Consider the following 23,187-nt stretch of genomic DNA (forward strand, 5'->3'; position numbering starts at 1 on the left):
TCATCAATGCATAAATAATTTTATGAAAAAGATATTAACAACATTATTGTGGATACCGCTACTGTTTACCGCCTGCTATAAGAAGTCGGATCTGAACATTGATGGCAAGACCACTGACGAACGCCTGAAGGAAGCGCTCAGGAAGTATAATGAAATACTTGTAAGCGCACCTTATGGCTGGATAATGACAGAGTACACCACCGGGTCGGCGATAAACGGAGGGGTTACGCAAACCGGCCCCAAAGCCATTTTCACCTACTATATGAAGTTTGAAAAGGATAATAAAGTATCGATGCTTTCAGATTTCGCACCGGGAATGGCCAATACCTTTAATACCAGCTCTTTTGATATCAAAGCTACACAGCGGCCAACCCTGGTGTTTGATACCTACAGTTATGTGCATGTACCCTGCGACCCTGATGGCAATATTAACAACAGTCCTTTCAGCGGAGGATATGGATTTGGATGGGGGGCCGACTTCGAATTCGGGTTCGAACAAAACCCTGATGAATTGGGAGATACTATCCGTTTAAAAGGAAACCTGAACAGCACTACTGTAACACTGATCAGGGCAACCAAAGAAGAGCAGGATATATTTAACGCCTCAGGCTTCAGCGCCATGATCAACTGGAATAAGATACTGACCTATTTCAAGCAGTTCAATTATAACGGCATCACTTTCCAGTTATCGCCGGGTATTGCCGGTAAAAGCCTTAATGTGAAATATACGGGGCATCCGGAGATCCTGAATGTACGGCACCAGTTCGTTGCCGATAAATTAATATTCACAACGCCATTGCCAGCGGGTAACAGCTCCATCCAGAGCCTGACAATTACTGGTTTTAACAGCAATAATCAAACTATCAGTGCGAAAGTGAATGGCACTACCGACATCACTATTTCCGGCGCCAGAAGGCCTTATTTACCTGATCTGACGGCCGCCACCAGGTTTTTCAACGGTGGGCTGAATAACCCGTGGGTCTCCACTGCCGGCTTGCACGTTGCAGGCGTTGATGATGCGTATAACATAAGAAGCCTCACATATGGCGCCGGCGCCTTCTTCGCATTCGTCTATTACCCGCAGGTTGTAAGAGGAGGCGGAAACACCTGGTTCGACGTCTTATCTCCGGTTCTCACAGGACTCGACGATAGTTATCCTTATCTATATAACAATGGAGTTGTTCAAACATATATCCAGGGCAACCTTATAGGCTTTTTCCCGCTGGATCTTGACGGACCGTCGGGTCAACCATCGCTGGATCAGACCAACGATGTGCTGGCATCGGGCACCATACCGCCGGAACCGGGAAAGAACTATGGATTTTATGTTGTTCCGCTGGAAGACGGAAAAACATTTGATATCGTTGATGCAGGCACCGCTACTGCATGGATGAATTGGAGACACTTATAAAGCTAATTTTTATGAAAAAAATCGTTCTCATATTTGCGATACTTCTTTCTGCTCATCAACTATTGCATGCGCAGCAAAACATTAAGCCAACAGCACAACAATTGCAGGCTGGCGTAAAAACAAGTCTTGCACGTGCCGATTATTCCAGGCTGCTTCTTAAAAATCTTAATATCACTGCTAATCAAAAGCCGGAGGTAAATAAACTGGTACAGGAATATATGGCGGCCAAACAGGATCTGAACAGGCTTGACTCGGCAACCTATGTGACCAGGCAGGCCGTGTTGTTCAACAACCTGAAAAACAACCTGGCAACGGTATTAACCAAAGAACAAATGGCTGCCTTCATGGCTGCCAAACCCAAAACAACAGATAAACCATCCTTCCTGATGGTTTTATATTATTAAGCATTCACCTGAAAAAAACAAGGGCGGAAGTAATTTTCCGCCCTTCGTTATTTTGTAGCCAACGCACTTAGCGTAACCGTTACCTTGTCGTCTATCGGGTTATCCGGCCCCACGTTAAAATCCTTCCTGTTAATAGCAAAAGTGGCATTTAACTGGCAACCTGGCGGGGTTAGCACAGCTGTAAACGGGAAGCTGATATTTTTACTGATCCCTTTTATTGTAAGCGCAGCCGTCATTTGATAAGTATTAGGTTTGTCGGTTGCCGTGACCTTCAGCGAACGAAGTTCCATAGTCGGATACTTTGCAGCATTGAAGTAGTCTTCGTCCTGCAGGTCCCTGTCGCGTTTCCCGATACCTGTACTGATAGTAGAAACATTTACCGTAGCATGAACAGACGCACTTGATAACTGTTTGGGATCAAAGGCCACAGTGCCTTTAAGTCCCTTAAAGTAGCCATTGACGGTAGTTTTGAAAATCAGGTGATTGACAACCGTGAACTGAACTTTGGAATGATCGTCTGATAGCTTATATTGTTGCGCATGCAAAGAGGCGGTTAATAAAACAGCCACACAAAGCAGTAAAAGGCGGGGTGTTTTCATATCTGTACTTGTTATAACCTGTATTTGCAAAAAGCCTGCCGCTCTGATCAATTTAACCCGTTGACAAAAAAACGGGGCGCCCTTGCATTTGCGCCCCGCGATCAGACCTATCATTATGAAAAAAAAGCCTATTTTTTGCCCGTCTCTTCTTTATATGCACTCACATATTCGTGCATGATCTCCGTCATACTCTCCCCTATCAGCTTGTAAGACTCGGTAGGTAAATTGGCCAGCGATACCCGCACCGACCAGTCAGGGCCAGCAAAACCACCCCCATTCAATAACACAATCGCCGTTTTCTCCGCCAGGCGGAAAAGGATATCCGTTGGCTGCATTTTCTTCTTCAACCATTTCAAAAAGTCTTCTCCATAGATCTTTTCCGCCCATAGGGCAATATCCACTTCGGAATAATATCCTGTATTCAACGGGTCCTGCATCTGTGTAAGTTCTATCTGGTCCCACAGGAGTTTCAGCCGCTTGTGGATCAATGCCTGTGCGGTCTGTTTATAGTTATTCTCTTTATCCAGTAACGCAAACATGGAAAAGAGGAACATCTGCGTTTGCTGGGGTGTGGATAAACCGGCAGTATGGTTAAGGGCAACCTGCCGGCTGTCGGCCACCAGGCGGTCAATGAATTTCAATCTCTCAGGGTGCAAAGTGAGAGAGCTGTAACGCTTCGCCAGGTCTTTTCTCGCAGCAGCCGGCAATTCGGCCAGCATCTTATCAAAAATATTATGCTCATGCACCGTGATCACTCCTAAACGCCAACCGGTGCAACCAAAATATTTAGAGAAAGAATATACGCAGATGGTATTTGCCGGGAGTTTCGACATCAGCGAGTGAAAGTTATTTACAAACGTTCCGTATACATCATCGGTTACGATCATCAGGTGAGGATTGTGTTTCTTTACAATGCCCGCGATCTTCGCCATCCCTTCCGGCGCTATAGCCCTGGAAGGAGGGTTGCTGGGATTAACGGCAAACAGCACTCTGATCTTCGGGTCACCCAGCTTCTCCAATTCCTCATCCGGGTATTGCCAGGTATGCCTGCCATCGGTATTATGCCCCACGGCATGAATATATACTACATCAAATTTATACCTGTCGAGCTGCGGTATTTCCAGGTAAGGCGTGAACACCGGCACCATTAAAGCGATCTTATCACCCGGCTTTACCAGCTTGTTTTCGATGAGTGAATCGAAGATGTAGCACATGGCTGCAGTACCGCCTTCTACCGCGAAAAGATCAAACTTTCCTGTGCCTTTATCATTGTTGCACATCTCCTGGATGATGTAATCATGCACTACTGTTTCTATATGTTTCAGCATCCTGGGAGGTACGGGGTATTCGTTTCCCATTACAGCTTCCGCCAGTTCAAAAATGTATTCGTCTTCATTGAAATTATGCTGTTGGATACCATAGAGGTAGGTTTGCTGCAACAAGGCAGCGCCGGGAGCTTCCTTATGCAGGGCGAGGAAACTTTTAAACCGTTCGCCGATCCCGCTTCTTTCGGGCACGCCCGCCAGGCCTTCTGCATCGTACATATTACGTTTGCATTCAGTGATGGCGAACTGCCCCAGCAGGAAAAATGCTTCACGAGGTACAGAAGCCGTCCAGTTCGGGTTACCGCGGCCCGCGTTCAGCATGATCTCCGTGCTTTTCTCGGCTCTTGTCTGGGCCAGGGAGATCAGTGTATCTTTTAATTCAAAAGGACTTAATTTCTGCAAAGCCTTTTGTTCAGCGGGGGTTGTCTGGATGTAGGATAATGACATAATCTCTACTTTTGAGGAGGTCAGTATTTGAAGAAATCATTCTGCAATGCTTCTTTATTATTCGTTTGGGTAAGCCCCAGCATCAGCAATATGCGGGCTTTCTGGGGATTCAGGTCGTCGCTTACAATTGTGCCTAATGCTTTGTCATCTATCTCATCATACAAGGTTACGCGGCCGATAGGAATACGACTGGCCCTCACTACCACCACGCCTTTTTTTATTGCATCTGCTATAGCGTCGTGAAATGCCTTGTTAAAATTTCCGTTGCCTACGCCGGCGATAATGATCCCTTTATAACCTTCACGCACAAACGTATTAATAGCATCAGGTCTTGCATCGGCATACATATATGCAATGCCAACCTTGGGCAACTCTTTATCATTCCTGATATCAAAAGGGGTATTTTTTGTTGAACTCCTTAGCGGACGCATATAATACATCACTTTGCCATCGTATACCTGCCCTATCGGGCCTGTATTGGGCGCATGAAAAGCATCCACGTTCGTAGTGTTCATCTTCGCCACATCCCGGCCATCAAACACTCTTTCATCAAACACTACCATTACGCCGTTGCCGTTGGATTGAGGGTCGGCGGCCACGGTTACCGCATCAAAGAGGTTCTTAGGTCCATCTGCGCTGATAGCGGTAGAAGGGCGCATAGACCCGGTAATAACAACGGGTTTATCATACCTGACGGTTAACGCAAGAAAGTATGCAGTTTCTTCCTGTGTATCGGTTCCGTGTGTGATCACAATTCCATCCGCCTCATTATTAGCAAAGATCTCGTTGATCCTTTTATCCAGTTTTTGCCAGATCCCGATGGTCATATCCTGGCTGCCTACATTTGAGATCTGTTCCCCTTTCAGGTCGGCGATATTATCAATACCCGGCACCGCTTTGATCAATGCTTCTATCGGTACTTTACCTGCGGTATACGCCGCACGGTCGGCCGAAGCGCCTTCTCCTGCAATAGTTCCTCCTGTTGCCAAAATGATTATACGGGGTTTCTGTGCGGAACTTGCTATACCCAATAGCAGCACAACAAACAAAGTACATAAAGATCTCATATGTATTGCTTTTAATACCTAAAGATTGTTTTGGTAGAAATTGTCAGGAATTATTAGAACAACAGAAAATAACAGATTGTTCGGAGGAGAATTATGAGCGGAAGAGGCGACCGGGAAAGGGATTACATATTCGTCTAAAAAAAGAGTACATAAAATTTCTGCAAAAAGAAATCCTATGTACTCATCAACAATAAAAATATCATTTTATGCTTCGGCCACTTTCTTCAGGCCTTCCAACACCATTTTCCAGTTATCAACACAGTGATCCGCGGTTTGCTGATCGCGGATATTGGATTGAGTGACCTTCAGGTTCGTGTAACCATTACCTTCGTCTTCCAGTTCATAAACAATGGTATTGTAGTTGTCGGGCTTATCTTCCCATCCTGAAGCCAGGTAACTGTATGAAAGCATTTTCTCTTTTTCTACCTGCAGGATAACGCCTTTTTCTTCATATCGTTTCCCTTCATATTCCCCTGAAAAAGTGATAGGACTGCCAGGTTCCCAGGTAGTGGTTACATCTGTACCAAAAAAGTATTGTTTAATTTCATCTTTATCTGTGGCCGCTTTCCAGACCCTGGATACAGGCGCATGAATGCTTGCATCCACAGACATTGACAAGTGTTGATTTTCCATGATCTTAATATTTTGATTCCGGTACAATAATACTTTAACGCCCCCGGTACCGATTGCATTTTAAGGATTTAATCTAACAGAATTGGGAGTAACGCCGAAACGTTTTTTGAATGCGTTGTTGAAGTGCTGGGGAGAAGTATATCCCAATTCATAGGCTATTTCAGCGGAAGTTTTACTGGTATCCTGTAAATACCGGTTTGCCAGTTGCAGACGTTGCCCTGTAAGGTAGTCGAAGATGGTTGTCTGGAATATTTCCTTAAAACCACGCTTCAGTTTATACTCATTCAACTGAACTATTTTTGCTATTTCTGTAAGGCCCGGCGGATCAGACAACCGGCTGTTGATCAGGTCCCGCACCGCGATGATCTTTTCTTTGTCGGCGCTGGTTTTAATGAAAGGGCTGGCAACCTGCGATTCGTAAGCGCTGGCCGACAGCACCAGCAGTTCAAGGCTTTTGGACAGCAGGAACAATTTGCGCAACGGGTCCTCATATTTGCAGCTTCTTATATCGTTGATCACTTCCTGTATCCTTATGGTAAGCCCGCTCCACCTGTCGGCCAGCATCACGCTTTTCCCCGCAAGTATCGCGTCCGCGAAGCGCTGCAACTGCTCGCTTCCATTTTGTGTATAAGCGATAAATTGCTCTACAGGGAACTGTATGCCGAATGTTTCTATCACTTTGCTTTTGGGGATGATCTCAATATCAAAACCTTTGGAGTACATCAGGTTATGATGACCGCCAATTAGATCATAATGCTGCCCCAGTTGTTTGTAGTTGAATGCATAATTCCCCTGAAGTCCGAAATGCAGCCGCACCACGTCGTTATCTGCGCTGGCAGTGAAAGGTTGCAGGTGGTCAAAAGACGTATGCGTATGGGTGAGCCTGATGTTATCGGTCCACCAATCAGTCATTTGAATTACCGGTCTTTCTTCTTTCTGCATAACTGCAAGATTACAAGATGTTTGCCAAAGCAGGAATTATTTTGTTGTGAAGAAAGGGAAAGCGGGCGACTCTTCATGCGCAGCTTTCATATAAGCTGCCATGCGTGCGGCGATTGCAGGATAGGCAGCAGCAAGGTCCTTTGTTTCTTTGGGATCTGCAACCAGGTCGTATAGTTCCACTGCTCCATCCGGGTTGCCTTTCGCCTGCAGCCTGACAGCCTTCCATTTCCCTTGCCTAACCGCCTGGCGCCCCCCGTTTTCATGGAATTCCCAGTACAGGTAAGGATGTTCCTTTTGCTTCCCTGCACCTGTCAGCGCTGGAACCAACGAAACGCCATCCGACGCTACCAGCATAGGACTGCGGCTTACCTGCGCCAATGTAGGCACCAGGTCGTAGAATGCGCCGGTATAAAGATTGGTGGTATTAGCCCTGATCTTTCCGGGCCATCTTGCGATGAATGGCACCCTGATACCTCCTTCGTAAAGATCTCTTTTAACGCCTCTCAGTCCTCCCGCGCTGTTGAAGAATCCAGGATCGGCCCCGCCTTCGGTATGCGGGCCATTATCGCTGGTAAAGATCACGATGGTATTCTTTTCCAAACCCTGCTTTTTCAACTCGGCCATTACCTCTCCCACATAGTTATCCAACCGGGTAACCATTGCGGCAAATGCGGCGCGGGGATACCGCTGCGAGGCATAGCCGGCTACCAAAGCGCCCGGTCCATAGTCGTCTCCTTTGTATGGCTGTTCCCCGAACATTGATTTGAATTGCTGGAAATCATCGTCGTCTTCCGGCAGCTGCAATTCCGCATGGGGCAGCGTATAGGTAAGCATCAGGAAAAAGGGCCTGTTCTTGTTTGCTTCCAGGAAATTGAGCGCGCTAACCTGGATCAGGTCAGGCGCATAAACTGCCATCGTATCCAGTTGCCCGTTCTCTTCCAGCACTACTTTCTCATCGTTATCCCATAAATGAGTAGGGAAATAACGGTGCGACTGCCGCTGGCAATTATAGCCAAAGAATTTATCGACGCCCTGCTTCAACGGGTCGCCGCTTGATCCAACTGGGCCTAAACCCCACTTCCCGAATACGCCGGTTACATAACCCGCCCGTTTCAGGACCTCCGGAAGGGTAATAGTATGCTCGGGCAGCGGTTCCTGTCCTTCCGGTTCCAATTCCTTGTTTCCCCTGATATAGGTATGGCCGGTATGCTTGCCGGTCAGCAGGGAAGCCCTGGAAGGCGCGCAAACAGAGGTGCCCGCATAAAACTGGGTGAAACGCATTCCCTGTTTTGCCAGCAGGTCGATGTTTGGTGTTTTGAATTTTTGCTGGCCGTAGCAGCTCAGGTCTCCATAGCCCAGGTCGTCGGCCACGATAAAAACTATGTTGGGTGTATTTGAATGCTGCTGTGCAAAAACTTCAAATGAAAACAGGCAGCTGCAAATGATTGCGATTATTGTCTTATTATTCATTGTCCGGGAAATAACGCCGAATATAGCCTTTTGAAAGGAAGAACGCAACCCGAGAAATAAAAAAACCGTCCCTACGGAGTAGAGACGGCCTGTTGTTTTAGTTGTGCCGGAGAAATTACATTGTGAATACTTTGCCCCCTACCATTACTTCCTGTGTTGTTTCATCAAAAGTTGCTTTCATACCGGTGCGGTAAGCGGCATTTCCCATGATCAGGGCAATGGAGTGAGAATAAGCTGCCTCGATAGGCGCGTTAGGTTGTTTGCGTTCGCGAACGCAGGACATCCAGTTATGTACATGTGCATTTGTTAACGAATCTACGCCGGTGTTGGCGCTGGTTACCGCTGCACCTTCCGAACTTAGGGTCATGCTGGGCAAAAGATTGGCATGCATTCCCATTTCCTGCGCTTCTTTTTCTGTAAGCCCGCCGGTTGGCGAGATCTTGTTGGTAGACATATCGATGGTACCGCCGTTGGAGTAATAGATCTCTTTGGTACCGCCGGCAGAGTTGTGGAAACGGCTGCTGTACATTACCTGGAACCCGCTGGTCGGATCGTTCTCAGGGCCATACTCGAACACGGCGGTGAGAGTATCCGGGTTTTTACGTCCATCTTTCCACATATAGATACCGCCGTTGGCTACCGCGCTGCGCGGATGTTTCAGACCGCTGAACCAGTGAACGGTATCGATCTGGTGGGTCATCCACTGGCCGAAAATGCCGGAAGAATAAGGCCAGAATAGACGGTATTCCAGGTATTTGCGCGGGTCCCATTTATCGGCAGGCCGGCCGGCCAGGAAACGTTTCCAGTCAGTATCCGATTCGCGGATGGAGTTTACCAGTTCCGGTCTGCGCCAGCGTCCCGGCTGGTTTACGTTCCAGGTCATTTCAACCATGGTGATAGGACCGAACTTACCTTCTTTGATGAAGTTGGCGGCAGAATGGTAGCTCGGGCCGCTTCTGCGTTGGGTACCTACCTGCATGATCTTACCGGATTCCTTTACCGCTTTCAATGCCTTGCGGGCATCTTCCATGGTTTCGGCAAACGGTTTTTCGCTGTATACATCGCATTTGTTCTTTACTGCTTCAATAGTATGGTAAGCATGCTGGAAATCAGCAGAAGCAATAAATACAGCGTCAAGATCCTTGATCTTATATAATTCATCATTATTCACACAAGCCTGCACACTATGTCCTGTCTTCTGTTCCAGGAATGCCTTACCTTCTTCCCTGCGCCTGTTCCAGATATCAGATACGGCGATAAGATCGAAGTTCAGCGCCTTGTTATTATTGAAGAAGGCAGGAAGCAAAGCCTGGCGCGCACGGTCTGAGAAGCCTACCAGGCCAACGTTCACGCGGTCGTTGGCTCCCAGGATCCTGGCGTAACTGCTGGCGGGCATCCCCATTGCACTGAGCGTCAGTCCCGCACCCGCGAGCAACGACTGCTGGAGGAATTCTCTTCTTGTTTTAGTTGATTCAGCCATATACGAAGTTTAGAAAGATTTATAAATTATATGCGGTTTTGAGTTGTTTATACAGGTAGTCGTACGCCGGTTTATACTGGGTTGCAGGATCTGTCCACCTGCATTCCATCATAATGCAGCCCTGGAAACCTATCTTATGCAATGCGGCAAAGTAAGGAGTGAAATCATCGCCCTCTACGCCGGGAGGCGTTCTTTTATCCCGTTCGGCAATATGGCAATGCACCAGTACATGGCGTGCCGCTATGATGCTTTCAGGCGATTCATTCTCTTTCAGCATATGATAGATATCGGCCGTCAGCCTGAAATTAGGATGGTTGATAGCAGTGACCACGGCATTTCCCTGGGCTAGTGTATTTATAAAATTGGTTTCACCGGAGTTGAGGTTTTCCATAGCAATGGTACGGCCGTATTTAGCCGCTACTACAGCCATTTTCCGGCAAAGCGTGATAAACTGCTTTACAGCCGCAACGCTGTCGGTACCCGGAGGGATCTTCCTGGCCTCTCCGCTGCCCAGTACAATGATCCTGATACCGGCAATGCGGGCCCGTTGCATAACAGTATCCACATAGCCCAGTACTCTTGCTTCGTTTACATCGGGACCAACCAGCTTCATTTCGCCGGGAATAAACACGTTACAGCTCTGTACTTTGCATTTGGTATGTTGCAGGGCTTTTACCAGTTCATTGAATTGAATAATAGTATTGTTGGGAGATAACACCCGCCTTACCGTTTCTTCCAGGTAAGTGAATCCGCTGGCGGCTGCAAGGCTGTCGCTGCTCAGGGATGCAGTAATTCCTATGGCTGGCAGTTTTGTTTGTGCATTCGATTGCAAATAAACGCCGCAACATAGACATAGGATCCATAACCGCCAATTTTTCATAACGTTTCAATATTTAAAATGGAAAAGTTGGATGCAGTTAAGATAATATCAATTGTGGAGAATTCAAAATCCCTTATTTGAACGCGAAGAGAAGAAGATGAAAGGTGGCGACATCGTTGTTATGTCGCCACCTTAGGATTTATGAGAAAAGCAGGTAAGCTAAAACCAAAGTTATCAACACATTGAATGTCTGGGCTATCAGGAACGCATATACCGGTTTCCGGCTTTCCACGGAGGCCAGGTCTTTAAAATTGGTTTCCAGGCCTATGCAGGTAAATGCCAGCGCAAACCAAAGTCCCTGCAGGTTTTTCAATGGCGCTTTCACTGCCGCCCTTGCGCCGCTGTCCAGGAAAAAAGAAAACACCAGGGAAGCGATCATAAAGCCTATCACGAACTTGGGGAAGCGCTCCCAGATCACTTTCAAAGTAGGCTTGGTGTCGGGATCGCTGGCATTGGGATTCTTGGTATAAGTCCAGTACACGGAGATGGCAAAAGCCGCGATACCCAATAATACGTTCTGGCTGAATTTCACAATAGTGCTCACTTTCAGGGCTGTTTCGCCCACCAGGGAACCCGATGCTGCAACAGCGCCTGTAGTATCGATACTTCCACCCAGCCACGCGCCTGTCACCGCTTCTGGGAACCGGAAATAATTAGCGATCATCGGCATGAATATCATCATCGGGATAGCTGTGATCAATACCAACGAAATAACCAGTGAAAGTTTTCTGGAATCTCCCTTGATCGCGCCCGAGGTAGCGATAGCCGCGGAAACGCCGCAAATAGACACAGCGCTGGATAGCATCATCGTCAGTTCATTATCTATCTTCAGTTTCTTGCATACCCAGAAAGAGAAATACCATACAGAAAAAACCACTACCAAAGCCTGTATCAGGCCCAGTTTTCCATCTTTCAGCATATCAGTGAACACGACTGTAGTGCCCAGCAATACCAGACCTATTTTTACAAAGAACTCAGAGGTCAGCGATTCCCTGAACCAGCCTGGAAGTTTGAAAAGATTTCCAACGAGCAACCCGATCACCAGGCTGAAGATCACTGCTTCAATCCCGTATTCGTTCACGGTAGCGTTGCCTGCGGCTATCAGTGCAATTGTGGTAAGTGCAAACACGGCAGGGAAGACGATCAGCATAGGTTTAACCGGCTTTCCGATCAACAGGGCGCCCAGTATGGCCACAACAAAAGAGAAGGCAAAAAGGACCACCATCTTCAAAAGATTGGCCGCTGTCAGCACCTTGCCAAAAAGATCGGCGCTGTCAGCCCATTTGTACTCCGGCACGGCGATCACAACGCCGGCCAGCGACAGGATAATGATTAAAAAACCAAGCGTAACGATCGCCCAGTCTTCTGGTAAATAAGACTTAACTGTAGGCATAAATAACAATTAAAATAAAGCGTAATCAGAAAATATCTTTTAATACGACGTTGGCTGCATGATACCCGCATAACCCGTGTACTCCCCCTCCCGGAGGCGTTGCGGAAGAACAGATGTAAATTCCTGTGGCGGCGGTGCGATAAGGCGTTAAGCTCAATGTTGGCCTGGTATATAGTTGTCCCAGGTCGCTTATTCCGCCATTGATATCCCCTCCCACGTAGTTCGGGTTATAGTTTTCCATTTCCACTGCGTTCATGGTATGCCGGGCCAGGATCAGGTCCCGGAACCCCGGTGCAAAACGTTCTATTTGTTTTTCGATGATCTCTGTCATATCCTTTGTACTGCCGTTGGGAACATGGCAATATGCCCATCCCGTGTGCTTTCCGTCCGGCGCCCGCTTATCTGCAATGCTTTGCTGTGAGAACAGTACAAAGGGCGCTTCACTGTGTTTCCCGCTGGCTGCCAGTTGTTCGGAAAGGGCAATTTCCTCGAAAGTGCCGCCCAGGTGTACGGTGATCGCTTTCCTGCATTCAGGGGCGGTGAACGGCACAGGGCCATCCAGTGCAAAATCTATCTTGAACACACCCGGGCCATACCTGTATTTTTCCAGCTGGCGGCGGTATCCGGCAGGGAACCTGTCGCCCGCTATCTGCAGCAGCTGTTTAGGCGTCAGGTCAAATACCACGGCTTTATGAGAGGGCAGTTGTTCCAGTGAAGTAACATGAAAACCGGTCTGTATTTCTCCGCCCAGCTGCCTGAAATAAGCTGCTAAAGCGTTGCCTATGGCCTGCGAACCTCCCACTGGTACCGGCCATCCGAACCGGTGCCCCGCTGCCGATAAAACCATCCCGATAGCTGCAGAGGCTATATTGGTGAGCGGCTGTATGGAATGCGCCGCCATCCCCGCCCATAAAGCCCTCGCTTCCGGCGTAACAAAACGCTTTGCCACCATGGATGCTGAGCGCAGGGCGTTCCAGCCGAAACGCGCCATCAGCAAGGGATGACCGGGAAACGAAAATGGCCCCAGCGCATCGGATGCAATCTCGTTCCAGTGATCTGCCACCGGCTTTATCAACTGCGTATAGGCGCCGCCGTCTGCTCCCAACCCCAGGGCTGTATCCTGTATCGACCGCGCTAACACAGCCGCTTTGCCGTTATCCAGCGGATGCGCCGCCTCGTACTCAGACCAGGCAAAACGCAACCCGAATTGTTCCAGTGGCAGCCGCGCAAAAAAAGGCGATCCCATAGCCATCGGATGCACGGCCGAACAGATGTCGTGCAGGAAACCAGGTAAGGTTACTTCGCTGGTCCGCATACCTCCGCCGATCTGCGGGCGCGACTCCACCATCAATACGCGGGCGCCCGACCTCTGCAGGGTAATGGCTGCGGCGAGGCCATTGGGCCCCGACCCTACTACAATTACATCATAATCTGTTGTTGCCATGGCTGATCTTTCCGTGCTTATTAGTCTACAAACTTAGTATACTAATCACGGTAATGCAAATTATTTTTAAGAAAGATAATATTTTTAAGCTACAACGAAGGTAATGCTACTCCTACTCTCAATGCTTTAAGCCCTGTAAGCCCCTGCAGATCTTCCAGTTCCAGTTCTTCCAGTTCAGGCAACAGGTCTCCCGATTCCTGGAGGTAGTGTATAAAGGGGATAAAATCAACCACATCATCGGCATCTGTATAGATCAGGGCAATTTTTCCCGGTTGGGTAAGCCGTTCTTCCGTATTGCGGATATGCACTTTATCTATCCGTTTTTTGATCATCTGGTAGCGGATATTATATGCGCCTTCCACATCAAAACGGCGTTCATCCGTACGGAAACTGATCTCGATAGGGTGATTATGTACGAATATTAACTGCGTGGTATGTAATTCCCTGGGCATTTCAGTCAACAGTGAATGGGTTAACCTGGCTATGGCAGCCATCGATGATAATTGCCACAGGCGGAGATCTTTCAGATGAAAGTGATTGAATTCTTTTGTTGGGGTGATGGATTGTCCTATATAAATATCGTATTCCACGCCATCTGTTTTGAATTTTTCGAAGTAACAGGGATACGATTCCTGCAACCTGTATTTATTGGTTTCCAGGTAATCGTTGATGGCATTGTTGATAAGCTGCATGGATAATTCCAGCTCGTTCTTGTTCACATGGCTATCCAGTTGCTGAAGGCAGGTATTGATCAACTGCCGGGAACCGGGCGCCTGCGAGGCAACGTGGTTCAGGTAAGCCACTGCTTCTTCTTCCAGGAACTGGTCTATATCGTTCTCTATCGATGTACTTAGCTGGTCCTGCTGCGCCATCTGCTGCCATTGCCGGGTATGATAGATCATTTCCCTCAACAGGTTATTATCCTGGTATGCCTGCAAAGCATCGAGGGTTTCAGCCAGTATGTGCAGGTGATTGTTGATATCTGCAACGATCGCTTTATTTCTTTCGGCTGTTGAGTTCCGGATGTCAATTGCGCCGTACAAGGGGTACACATCTTTGAAATGGATATTCCCCAATACCACAGGCAGGTTCCTTTTAGTGTGGTAGATATAGTTCCAGGCAACTTCATTGAATTTCCACTGCACGGATGGTTGTATGGAGGTGAACTTCTCCTTGATCACATTTTGTATCTCCATATTAAATACATCTACGTATATCCGTAGCAGTTGTCCAACCGGCGAAATGGCGGGTTCCAGCAGCGCCAGTACTTTTTCGTCAAATGTATGCCCACCGAACGTATGCACCGCCATCACTCCTACCGGTTCATGCAAATGAAAGATAGGCATCAGCGCCAGTGATTTTACTCCCAGCCTGCGGAAATGTTCCAGGAACGAGTAGGCTTTGCCGGTTTCCTGGTAAATATCTGAAGAGAAGAAGAAGATGGGTTTAGCGGCAAATGATTTAGCCTGCCGCTTAAACTCTTCCGGCGATAAACGGTGCTCACCCCATACTTCGAACAATACGCCGGTTCCGGCTTTCGCGAATCCGAACACCGGCTCGTCGTTCACCTTCAGGAAAGGGAACAGGTCAAATTCTATCTTGTTGTCGCGGACCAGCGATTTCAATGACTGGATCACCTGTTGATAACTCTGTTCATCCGTTATCCCTTTAGGAGATAACCTTACTTTCCGGATGTTGTTGATCGCTTCCTCTGCTGTTACATCCGTCAGCGTTATAATACACAAGCCCCTGAACATGAAAAGCGATAAAGGCAGCGTTTCTTCCAGTATTTCAAACCCGCCTCCTTCGCTGAGATGGGTATATAATTGAACGAAATCTATCACCGGGAGCGCCGACTTGGCAGTCACTTCCACCAGGTCTGTATTAATGTCTATCTTATAACACTGCATCAGGCCAGTGGTCTTGTTGATCCCCACATGGTACTGTTCTTTTTTAACAGGCGCCTGGAAGTTATAAAGTCGTTTCAGGATAAAAGAATAGATAAGTTGCAGGCGATCCCGGTAGTAATCGGCCGGGGTGCGCGACTCATCATCATAATTCTGCTCCCGCCTGTCGAGCAGGTCGTACAGCAGGTCTGTTCCATAGAAAACAACAGGCAGGAAAGGGAAGCTCAATCCCCAGGCCAACCTGCCTTCGCCTTCATCAACAGGCGATAAACAGGCGTAAACATGTTCCAGCAGGTTCCCATACTTCTCTATATCCTCTAATTCAATATCCCCGCTCCGTATCGACGCATCGTTGAACCTGGCCAGCGCTTCTTTATAAAGAAGCGATTTGACAGTCTTTTCTTCCGCCAGCCTTTTCTCCAGGTAATGGACAAAAGGTTTAAAAGAAATCGCTGCATCTATAGCCAACGGTTGCCCTTTGCTTGCAGAAACGTCCAGGATCGTTAATTGCATAATAGTTTGCTTTCCTTTTCAAAGTTAGAGAATCCCCGATAATTCATATAAACGTAAGAACCGGCTTTAACGATTCTTTTTATAAAAATCTTACATTGCAGAAAAACCCCTTTTCAAACAATCAAAAACATTACTCTTATGCGTAGAAAACTGCTTTTCTTCCTGGCAGTATCAGCCGTTCTTACCTGTCAAACCCTGAAAGCTCAAAACACCGGGGCTCCTGACCAGAACTGGATGGCCGCTATCACTCCAGGCCCGTTCCATCAGAAACTGGCCCAGCTGGAAGGTGATTTTACCTCCGAAACAACCGTTTGGATGATGCCGGATAATCCAATGAAAGCATCCGGCGACTGCACCAATAAAATGATCATGAGCGGGCGTTACCTCGAAAGCAAATATAACGGCAATATGATGGGTATGCCATTCGAAGGATTGGGCACACTGGGATACGATAATATATCCAAGTCGTTCGTCAACACCTGGATCGACAACCTAGGTACCGGTATCATGGTGTTGACGGGAAAAATGACAAGCGACGATGTATTGGAATTAAAAGGACAGATCACTGATCCTATGTCGGGCAAGGTGCAATCGATCAGGCAAACACTCAAATGGGTAGATGCCACCCATCATATCATTGAAATGTTTGCAGACATCAACGGGAAAGAAATGAAAACAATGGAAATTAAGTTGACTAAAAAATAAGTTATAACGGCAGCTGCCTGGTATCATATTCCGGGCAGCCTCCGTGGTAAGTAGCCACAAGAGCGCCTAAAGCATTTGCCAGCCGCAAACTGTCTTCAGGCGTTTTTTGTTGCCGCCGGGCATGCAGGAAACCCGCCAGGAAAGCATCTCCGCTACCAATTGTATCCGCCACTTTCACAGGCTTTCCCTGCTCCCTGAACAATGATCCATGCTGCAACAACATAGTTCCATCGCTGCCCATCGTTACCACGATCACAGGGATATTGAATTTATCTGCCAGCAAACGAAGCGCCGCTTCCGTTCCTTCAAAAGGCCGGTACCAGGAACTGATGTATACCAGTTCGTCGAGATTTAATTTCAGTATATCGCAATGCTGCAGCAACCAGGTGATAAATTCAGTGGTATAATGCGGCGCCCTCAGGTTAATATCCAGTACCCGGGCGCCGGCCTCCAGGATGAATTTTTCAAGCGTAGCGCGCGACACCTTATCCCTGGCGCATAAACTGCCGAAAACGAAATAATCGTTCCCTTTCATCACCGAAGAAGAATATTCAATAAAATCCCAGGCCACGGGGTATACGATATCGTATTTTACAGCGCTGGGATCTGTCATATCCGCATGTACAATACCTGTCTGGCGCTCCGCATCCACCTGCACATATTCCGTTGGTAACCCGTACCCGGAAAGTATCTCCAGCAACTGTTTGCCCCTTTCGTCATTTCCTACTTTTGAAACCAGCTTTACCGGTTCTCCCAGCTTATGCAGATGATAGGCTACATTCATTACAGCGCCGCCAGGCAAGGATTTGCCAGGTAACAGGTCCCATAACATTTCTCCGAAACAGACTACTGAAGTTTCTTGCATGCGATGATAATTTATCTGGCAAAATACAATAAAGCGACTATATTTATCCACCTATTTAAATCCAGTTTATGCACCAGGAAGAACATTTGAAGAGTTCTGATTTTATTACCGATATGGTGATCGGGATGAGCGATGGATTAACTGTTCCGTTTGCCCTCGCGGCAGGTTTGAGCGGCGCAGTATCAGACAATAGTATAATCCTTACGGCAGGTATTGCCGAAATAGTAGCCGGTTGCATTGCTATGGGCCTTGGAGGGTACCTGGCCGGCAAAACGGAGATAGAACATTACCAGAGTGAATTGAGCAGGGAATACCAGGAAGTGGATACCGTTCCGGAAAAGGAGATGGAAGAAGTGAAAGAGATCTTTGCTGAATATGGTCTTAGCACCCAGGCGCAGGAACTGATCGCAACAGAACTGGCCAAAGACAAAACCAAGTGGGTGAATTTCATGATGAAGTTTGAACTTGGCCTGGAAGCGCCTAACCCGGCCCGCGCCCGGAACAGCGCCCTTACCATCGGCGCTTCGTATTTTGTCGGGGGCCTGCTCCCTTTATCCGCCTATCTTTTTACCAATACACCTGAACAGGGATTGATAGGTTCTACCATCCTGACTGTTATCTGCCTCTTTGTTTTCGGGTATTTCAAGAGTAAGGTCACCGGTCAGCCGCCTGTAAAAGGCGCGTTTAAAGTAACCCTGATAGGGTTGCTGGCAGCAGCGGCGGCATTTGGTATCGCCAAACTGGTGTCGTAGCATTTCAGGTATTTATCCGACATTTGTTACCCAATTTTTTGATGAATATGAAAGTTTGTATTGCTGAAAAACCAAGTGTTGCAAGAGATATAGCAGAAGTGATCGGCGCGAAGGAACGTAAAGACGGCTACTACGAAGGGAACGGGTTTCAGGTAACCTGGACTTTCGGGCATTTCTGCACACTGAAGGAACCGCACGACTACTACGAGCAATGGAAATTCTGGAGGCTGGAAGATCTTCCGATGATCCCTCCCAGTTTCGGCATAAAACTTATAGAGAACAACGGCGTCCAGAAACAATTCCAGGTAATAGAGAAACTGGTACAGCAATGTGAAGAAGTGATCAACTGCGGGGATGCCGGCCAGGAAGGAGAACTGATCCAGCGATGGGTACTGCTGAAAGCCAAATGTACTGCGCCCATTAAAAGATTGTGGATATCTTCCCTTACTACTGAAGCCATCAAAGAAGGTTTCCAGAACCTGAAACCTGCAGAACAATACAATAACCTTTATGCAGCAGGCAGCGCAAGGGCCATCGGCGACTGGCTGCTGGGCATGAATGCCACCCGCCTGTTCACCAAAAAATTTGCAACAGGAAAAGTAGTACTATCAATAGGCCGCGTACAAACCCCTACCCTGGCTATGATCGTGCAGCGACAAAAAGAGATCAACGCTTTCGTATCGGAAGATTACTGGGAATTAAAAACTATTTACAGGGAAACAGAATTCACTGCAACCATCGACAGGCTTAAAAGCCAGGAAAAGGCGGCCAAAGGACTGGCTTACCTGAAAGAACATCCTTTCGAGATCACGTCTTTCGAGAAAAAGGATGGAAAAGAAGGGAACCCGCGCCTGTTCGACCTTACCTCCCTGCAGGTAGAAGCCAATAAAAAATTTGCCTTTACAGCCGACGATACGCTGAAATACATACAGAACCTGTATGAAAAGAAACTGGTCACCTACCCGAGGGTAGATACCACTTACCTGTCGGAAGACCTGCATCCCAAGATCGCGGGCATCCTGCAAGACATGACGCCTTACAGCGCGCTGACGGCGCCTATCCTCGCACAGCCGATACCGAAACTAAAAACGGTGTTCGATGATAAAAAGGTAACAGATCACCATGCCATCATCCCTACCGGCATGCATCCCGGCGGTTTGCCATTGGAAGAAAAACGGATCTACGACCTGGTAGCAAGGCGTTTCATTGCCGCCTTCTATCCTGAATGTAAGATCTCCAATACTACCGTACTCGGCAAAGTTGGCCAGGTGCCTTTCAAAGCTTCCGGTAAACAGATCCTGGAACCGGGATGGAAAGAAGTTTATGCCAATGATGTGAAAGAGAAGAAAGAAGGAGAAGAAGAAGAAAAGATACTTCCCATTTTTGAACCCGGGGAAAGTGGTCCGCATACGCCGAGGATACACCAGGGCAAAACTACTCCGCCTAAAGCCTTTACAGAAGCTACCTTGCTTCGGGCCATGGAAACAGCCGGCAAACAGGTGGACGATGAGGAAATGAGGGAGTTGCTTAAAGACAATGGAATAGGCCGCCCCTCTACAAGGGCCAACATTATAGAAACATTGTTCAAAAGGAAGTATATAGAGAAAAGAAAGAAGAATATATACGCCACCCAAACAGGTATAGACCTTATAGATACCATCCAATCAGAACTCCTGAAGAGTGCAGAGTTAACAGGCCAGTGGGAAAGAAAACTACGCCTGATAGAGAAAGGGGAATATGCCTCCGAAACTTTCAAAGAAGAACTGATCCAGATGGTTGTTGACCTGACGAAAGAAGTAAAGACCGCGCAGTATAAAACCATTACGATAGCGCCGGAAGCGCCGCCGGAACCAGAGAAACCAGTTAAGGAAAAAGCTAAGAGAGCGCCCAAACAACCGGTTTCACCGGAAGAACTGAATTGCCCGAAGTGCAAACAGCATCCGCTGAAAAAAGGCAATTCTGCATGGGGTTGCAGCAACTTCAATCAATGCGGTTTTAAAGTGCCTTTTGAAGTGGCAGGAAAAAAACTTTCCGATAAACAATTCAGCGACCTGGTGACTAAAGGAAAAACAGGAAAGATAAAAGGATTACAGATCCCGGGAGCCGGCGAAAAAGATGGTAAACTGGTATTGCAGGCCGATTTCAATGTAGGTATTGAGTAATGCCTTCCATCCAAAAATCATAAAAGTACAGGTAGAATCTATTATCTTGTTCAGCTAATTTTAGTTGAACATGCTTTCGCGATTCCAAATTTTGTTACTGGGCTGGTTGATATTCGTTGCCGGCACAACAACGGTAAAGGGAGCCGATACCTGCCTCCCCGCAGCGCTGAAATGCGAATACCTGCAAACACCGCTGGGAGTGGATGCAGCACATCCCCGACTCTCGTGGCTCCAGGCCGATAGCCGCAACGGCGCCCGCCAGACGGCTTATATCGTAAAGGTTGCCGCTGATCCTGCTGCGTTGCAAAGCAAACCGCTATGGACCAGCGGAAAGGTTAACAGCAGCGACAGGTTGATCAAATATGCCGGCAAACCCTTACAGCCATTTACCCGCTATTACTGGAGTGTAGAAATATGGGACCAGGACGGCAAGAAAACACCGGCCGTCACTTCCTGGTTTGAAACGGGAGTAGGCAAACAAGAGAACTGGAAAGGCGCCTGGATCAGCGATAATACCGACATTGCCATGAAACCGGCTGCGTACTACCGGAAAACATTTGGCGCAGAAAAGCAAATACTTTCGGCCCGCGCTTATATTGCCGCTGCCGGGCTATACGAACTGTTCATCAACGGGCAGAAAGCCGGCAACCACCGCCTCGATCCAATGTATACACGGTTCGACAGGCGCAACTTCTATGTTACCTACGATGTAACTTCTCTGCTGCAAACAGGCAAAAACGCCATCGGCGTGGTATTGGGAAACGGGTGGTATAATCACCAGTCTACCGCCGTATGGTTCTTCGATAAAGCGCCCTGGCGAAACAGGCCCGCTTTCTGCCTCGATCTGTATATCACCTACACAGATGGCAGCAAAGCTGTGATCAGTTCGGGCAAAGATTGGAAAACCTCCACAGGCCCTATCGTTTTCAACAGTATCTATACCGCCGAACATTACGATGCAAGAAAAGAAATACCGGGATGGAACACCACGCAATTTGACGACAGTAAATGGCATGATGTCATTTACCGCTCGGCGCCCTCACAGCATATCGTTTCCCAGCAACTTCACCCTATCGAAAACGTGGAAGAAATAGCAGCGCAGAGCATCAGGCAACTGAACGACACCACCTGGGTGTACGACCTGGGCAGGAATATTTCAGGCGTCAGCAAATTCACAGTCCAGGGTCCGGAAGGCACAGTGATCCGGCTGAAACACGGCGAGCAGCTGAATAAGAACGGTACGGTAGATCTTTCCAATATTGATGTACATTACCGGCCGACCGATAATACAGATCCCTTCCAGACAGATATCTTTATCCTGGGCGGTAAAGGACAGGAAACCTTTATGCCCAGCTTTAACTACAAAGGGTTCCAGTATGTAGAAGTAACCAGCAGCAAACCTTTAAAGCTGAAGAAAGAAGACCTGACAGGTTACTTCATGCACAGCAACGTACCTCCTGTTGGCAATATCAACAGTTCTGATACGATCTTAAACAAACTGTGGTGGGCAACCAATAATGCCTATTTGTCTAACCTTTTCGGCTACCCCACAGATTGCCCGCAGCGTGAAAAGAACGGCTGGACAGGCGATGCACAGATCGCCGTTGAAACAGGATTGTATAACTTCGACGGCATCACCATCTACGAAAAATGGCTGGCCGATCACCGGGACGAGCAACAACCAAACGGCGTTCTGCCAAGTATTATTCCGACAGGCGGCTGGGGCTACGAATGGGGGAACGGGCCGGATTGGACCAGCACCATTGCTATTATACCATGGAACATATACCTGTTCTATGGCGATACTACATTGCTCTCTGCATCTTATGAGCATATGCGCAGGTATGTGGATTATATCACCAGCATCAGTCCTACCGGTATAACCAGCTGGGGGTTGGGCGACTGGGTGCCTGTTAAATCCAAATCGCCGGTTCCTTTCACATCAACCGCTTACTACTACGCCGATGCGCTGATCCTGGCGAAAACTGCGAAACTGCTGGGCAAACAGGAAGATCATAAAACCTATATGGCGTTGGCCAATAAGATAAAAGACGCATTCAACAAAACCTACCTGGATGCTAATACCGGCGTGTATGCGGAAGGGTTACAAACTGAACAGAGCGCAGCCCTATATTGGGGACTGGTGCCTGATAACCTGAAAGCCAAGGCGGCAAAGGTATTGGCTCAAAGCGTGATCAATAACAATTATCACCTGGATGTTGGATTATTGGGAACCAAAAGCATCCTTAATGCACTGAGCGAAAACGGCTATGCAGATGTAGCGTACAAGCTGGCCGCACAACGATCTTTCCCGTCGTGGGGCTATTGGATAGTGAACGGTGCAACCACGTTGTTTGAGAACTGGGATATCAACAGGTCGTCTGATCTTTCCCGCAACCATATTATGTTTGGGGAGATAGGCGCCTGGATGTATAAAGGTATCGGGGGCATTTACCCGGATGAAAATGCCCCAGGCTTCAGGAATGTGAACCTCTCGCCCGCTTTCCCGGCAGAACTGGACCATTTCAGCGCCAGCCACGATGGTCCTTATGGCAGGATCATCTCTTCGTGGAAGCGGGAGGGTAAGAACATTGTTTATACCGTTACCATTCCGGCCAACAGTAAAGCGGTGATCAGGTTCCCTCAACAGGCGAAGGTATCTGAGAATGGAAAGGCTGTACCATTGCAGGCGGAGCGTTTAACCGTTGCTGCGGGCGTGCATACGTTTACCATTCAATCATAATTGCATAAAAGAAGGAAGGAAGATCAAAAAAATCTTCCTTCCTTC

18 protein-coding genes are annotated in these 23,187 nt (G+C 47.8%); 6 read left to right on the plus strand and 12 right to left on the minus strand.

Features of this window, described 5'->3' with window-relative positions; translation table 11 throughout:
* Positions 1-22 precede the first annotated feature (22 nt).
* Together BLV62_RS01585 and BLV62_RS01590 are read left to right on the plus strand one after the other, a co-directional pair.
* Positions 23-1,411 carry a DUF4302 domain-containing protein gene (locus BLV62_RS01585; protein ID WP_168927809.1) on the plus strand — a complete coding sequence of 463 codons (1,389 nt, stop codon included), beginning with the start codon at positions 23-25 and terminating at the stop codon, positions 1,409-1,411.
* A gap of 11 nt (positions 1,412-1,422) precedes the next feature.
* Positions 1,423-1,815 (plus strand): hypothetical protein, encoded by a 393-nt coding sequence (locus BLV62_RS01590; RefSeq protein ID WP_139169882.1) that lies wholly within the window; start codon positions 1,423-1,425, stop codon positions 1,813-1,815.
* A 47-nt stretch (positions 1,816-1,862) separates the two neighbouring features.
* Here the strand turns inward: BLV62_RS01590 and BLV62_RS01595 are convergent, their stop codons facing one another.
* The 11 genes from BLV62_RS01595 to BLV62_RS01645 all read right to left on the minus strand — a co-directional run bounded on the left by BLV62_RS01595 (position 1,863) and on the right by BLV62_RS01645 (position 15,915).
* Entirely contained in the window at positions 1,863-2,414 is a 552-nt protein-coding gene (locus tag BLV62_RS01595) for a YceI family protein (protein WP_168927808.1), read from the minus strand.
* A 128-nt stretch (positions 2,415-2,542) separates the two neighbouring features.
* Complete coding sequence (gene aspD, locus BLV62_RS01600; protein ID WP_089757965.1) at positions 2,543-4,186, minus strand: aspartate 4-decarboxylase; 1,644 nt, start codon at positions 4,184-4,186, stop codon at positions 2,543-2,545.
* Positions 4,187-4,206: 20 nt separating this feature from the next.
* Complete coding sequence (locus BLV62_RS01605) at positions 4,207-5,253, minus strand: type II asparaginase (RefSeq protein WP_089757967.1); 1,047 nt, start codon at positions 5,251-5,253, stop codon at positions 4,207-4,209.
* 204 nt (positions 5,254-5,457) lie between these two features.
* Entirely contained in the window at positions 5,458-5,886 is a 429-nt protein-coding gene (locus BLV62_RS01610; protein ID WP_089757968.1) for an SRPBCC family protein, read from the minus strand.
* Positions 5,887-5,946: 60 nt separating this feature from the next.
* On the minus strand, positions 5,947-6,828 hold the full coding sequence (locus BLV62_RS01615) for a helix-turn-helix transcriptional regulator (protein WP_089757970.1): 882 nt from the start codon (positions 6,826-6,828) through the stop codon (positions 5,947-5,949).
* A 36-nt stretch (positions 6,829-6,864) separates the two neighbouring features.
* On the minus strand, positions 6,865-8,298 hold the full coding sequence (locus tag BLV62_RS01620; protein ID WP_089757971.1) for an arylsulfatase: 1,434 nt from the start codon (positions 8,296-8,298) through the stop codon (positions 6,865-6,867).
* Between the two features lie 115 nt (positions 8,299-8,413).
* Positions 8,414-9,778: a Gfo/Idh/MocA family protein gene (locus BLV62_RS01625; RefSeq protein WP_089757973.1), complete on the minus strand. Its 1,365-nt coding sequence runs from the start codon at positions 9,776-9,778 to the stop codon at positions 8,414-8,416.
* A 19-nt stretch (positions 9,779-9,797) separates the two neighbouring features.
* Entirely contained in the window at positions 9,798-10,658 is an 861-nt protein-coding gene (locus tag BLV62_RS01630; RefSeq protein WP_089757975.1) for a sugar phosphate isomerase/epimerase family protein, read from the minus strand.
* Positions 10,659-10,797: 139 nt separating this feature from the next.
* A complete protein-coding gene (locus BLV62_RS01635) occupies positions 10,798-12,051 on the minus strand; it encodes a YeiH family protein (protein ID WP_089757977.1) in 1,254 nt (417 codons plus the stop codon).
* 25 nt (positions 12,052-12,076) lie between these two features.
* Positions 12,077-13,495: a phytoene desaturase family protein gene (locus BLV62_RS01640; RefSeq protein WP_089757979.1), complete on the minus strand. Its 1,419-nt coding sequence runs from the start codon at positions 13,493-13,495 to the stop codon at positions 12,077-12,079.
* Positions 13,496-13,584: 89 nt separating this feature from the next.
* The gene (locus tag BLV62_RS01645; protein ID WP_089757981.1) at positions 13,585-15,915 is read right to left on the minus strand and encodes a GAF domain-containing protein; all 2,331 of its coding nucleotides are present in this window, start codon (positions 15,913-15,915) and stop codon (positions 13,585-13,587) included.
* Between the two features lie 138 nt (positions 15,916-16,053).
* Here BLV62_RS01645 and BLV62_RS01650 point away from each other — a divergent pair, with 138 nt between their 5' ends.
* A complete protein-coding gene (locus BLV62_RS01650; RefSeq protein WP_089757984.1) occupies positions 16,054-16,620 on the plus strand; it encodes a DUF1579 domain-containing protein in 567 nt (188 codons plus the stop codon).
* Position 16,621: 1 nt separating this feature from the next.
* Here BLV62_RS01650 and BLV62_RS01655 read toward each other — a convergent pair whose 3' ends face one another.
* The gene (locus BLV62_RS01655; protein ID WP_089757986.1) at positions 16,622-17,485 is read right to left on the minus strand and encodes a carbohydrate kinase family protein; all 864 of its coding nucleotides are present in this window, start codon (positions 17,483-17,485) and stop codon (positions 16,622-16,624) included.
* 68 nt (positions 17,486-17,553) lie between these two features.
* On the opposite strand from BLV62_RS01655, the gene BLV62_RS01660 reads away from it, so the two are divergent.
* From BLV62_RS01660 to BLV62_RS01670, 3 genes are all read left to right on the plus strand, one after another.
* Positions 17,554-18,237 (plus strand): VIT1/CCC1 transporter family protein, encoded by a 684-nt coding sequence (locus BLV62_RS01660; protein WP_089757988.1) that lies wholly within the window; start codon positions 17,554-17,556, stop codon positions 18,235-18,237.
* Positions 18,238-18,284: 47 nt separating this feature from the next.
* Positions 18,285-20,399 (plus strand): type IA DNA topoisomerase, encoded by a 2,115-nt coding sequence (locus tag BLV62_RS01665; RefSeq protein WP_089758170.1) that lies wholly within the window; start codon positions 18,285-18,287, stop codon positions 20,397-20,399.
* A 70-nt stretch (positions 20,400-20,469) separates the two neighbouring features.
* On the plus strand, positions 20,470-23,142 hold the full coding sequence (locus BLV62_RS01670; RefSeq protein WP_089757991.1) for an alpha-L-rhamnosidase: 2,673 nt from the start codon (positions 20,470-20,472) through the stop codon (positions 23,140-23,142).
* Positions 23,143-23,187 lie beyond the last annotated feature (45 nt).

Origin of the sequence: Chitinophaga terrae (ex Kim and Jung 2007) (assembly GCF_900107795.1) — a bacterium.
Taxonomy (GTDB): domain Bacteria; phylum Bacteroidota; class Bacteroidia; order Chitinophagales; family Chitinophagaceae; genus Chitinophaga; species Chitinophaga terrae.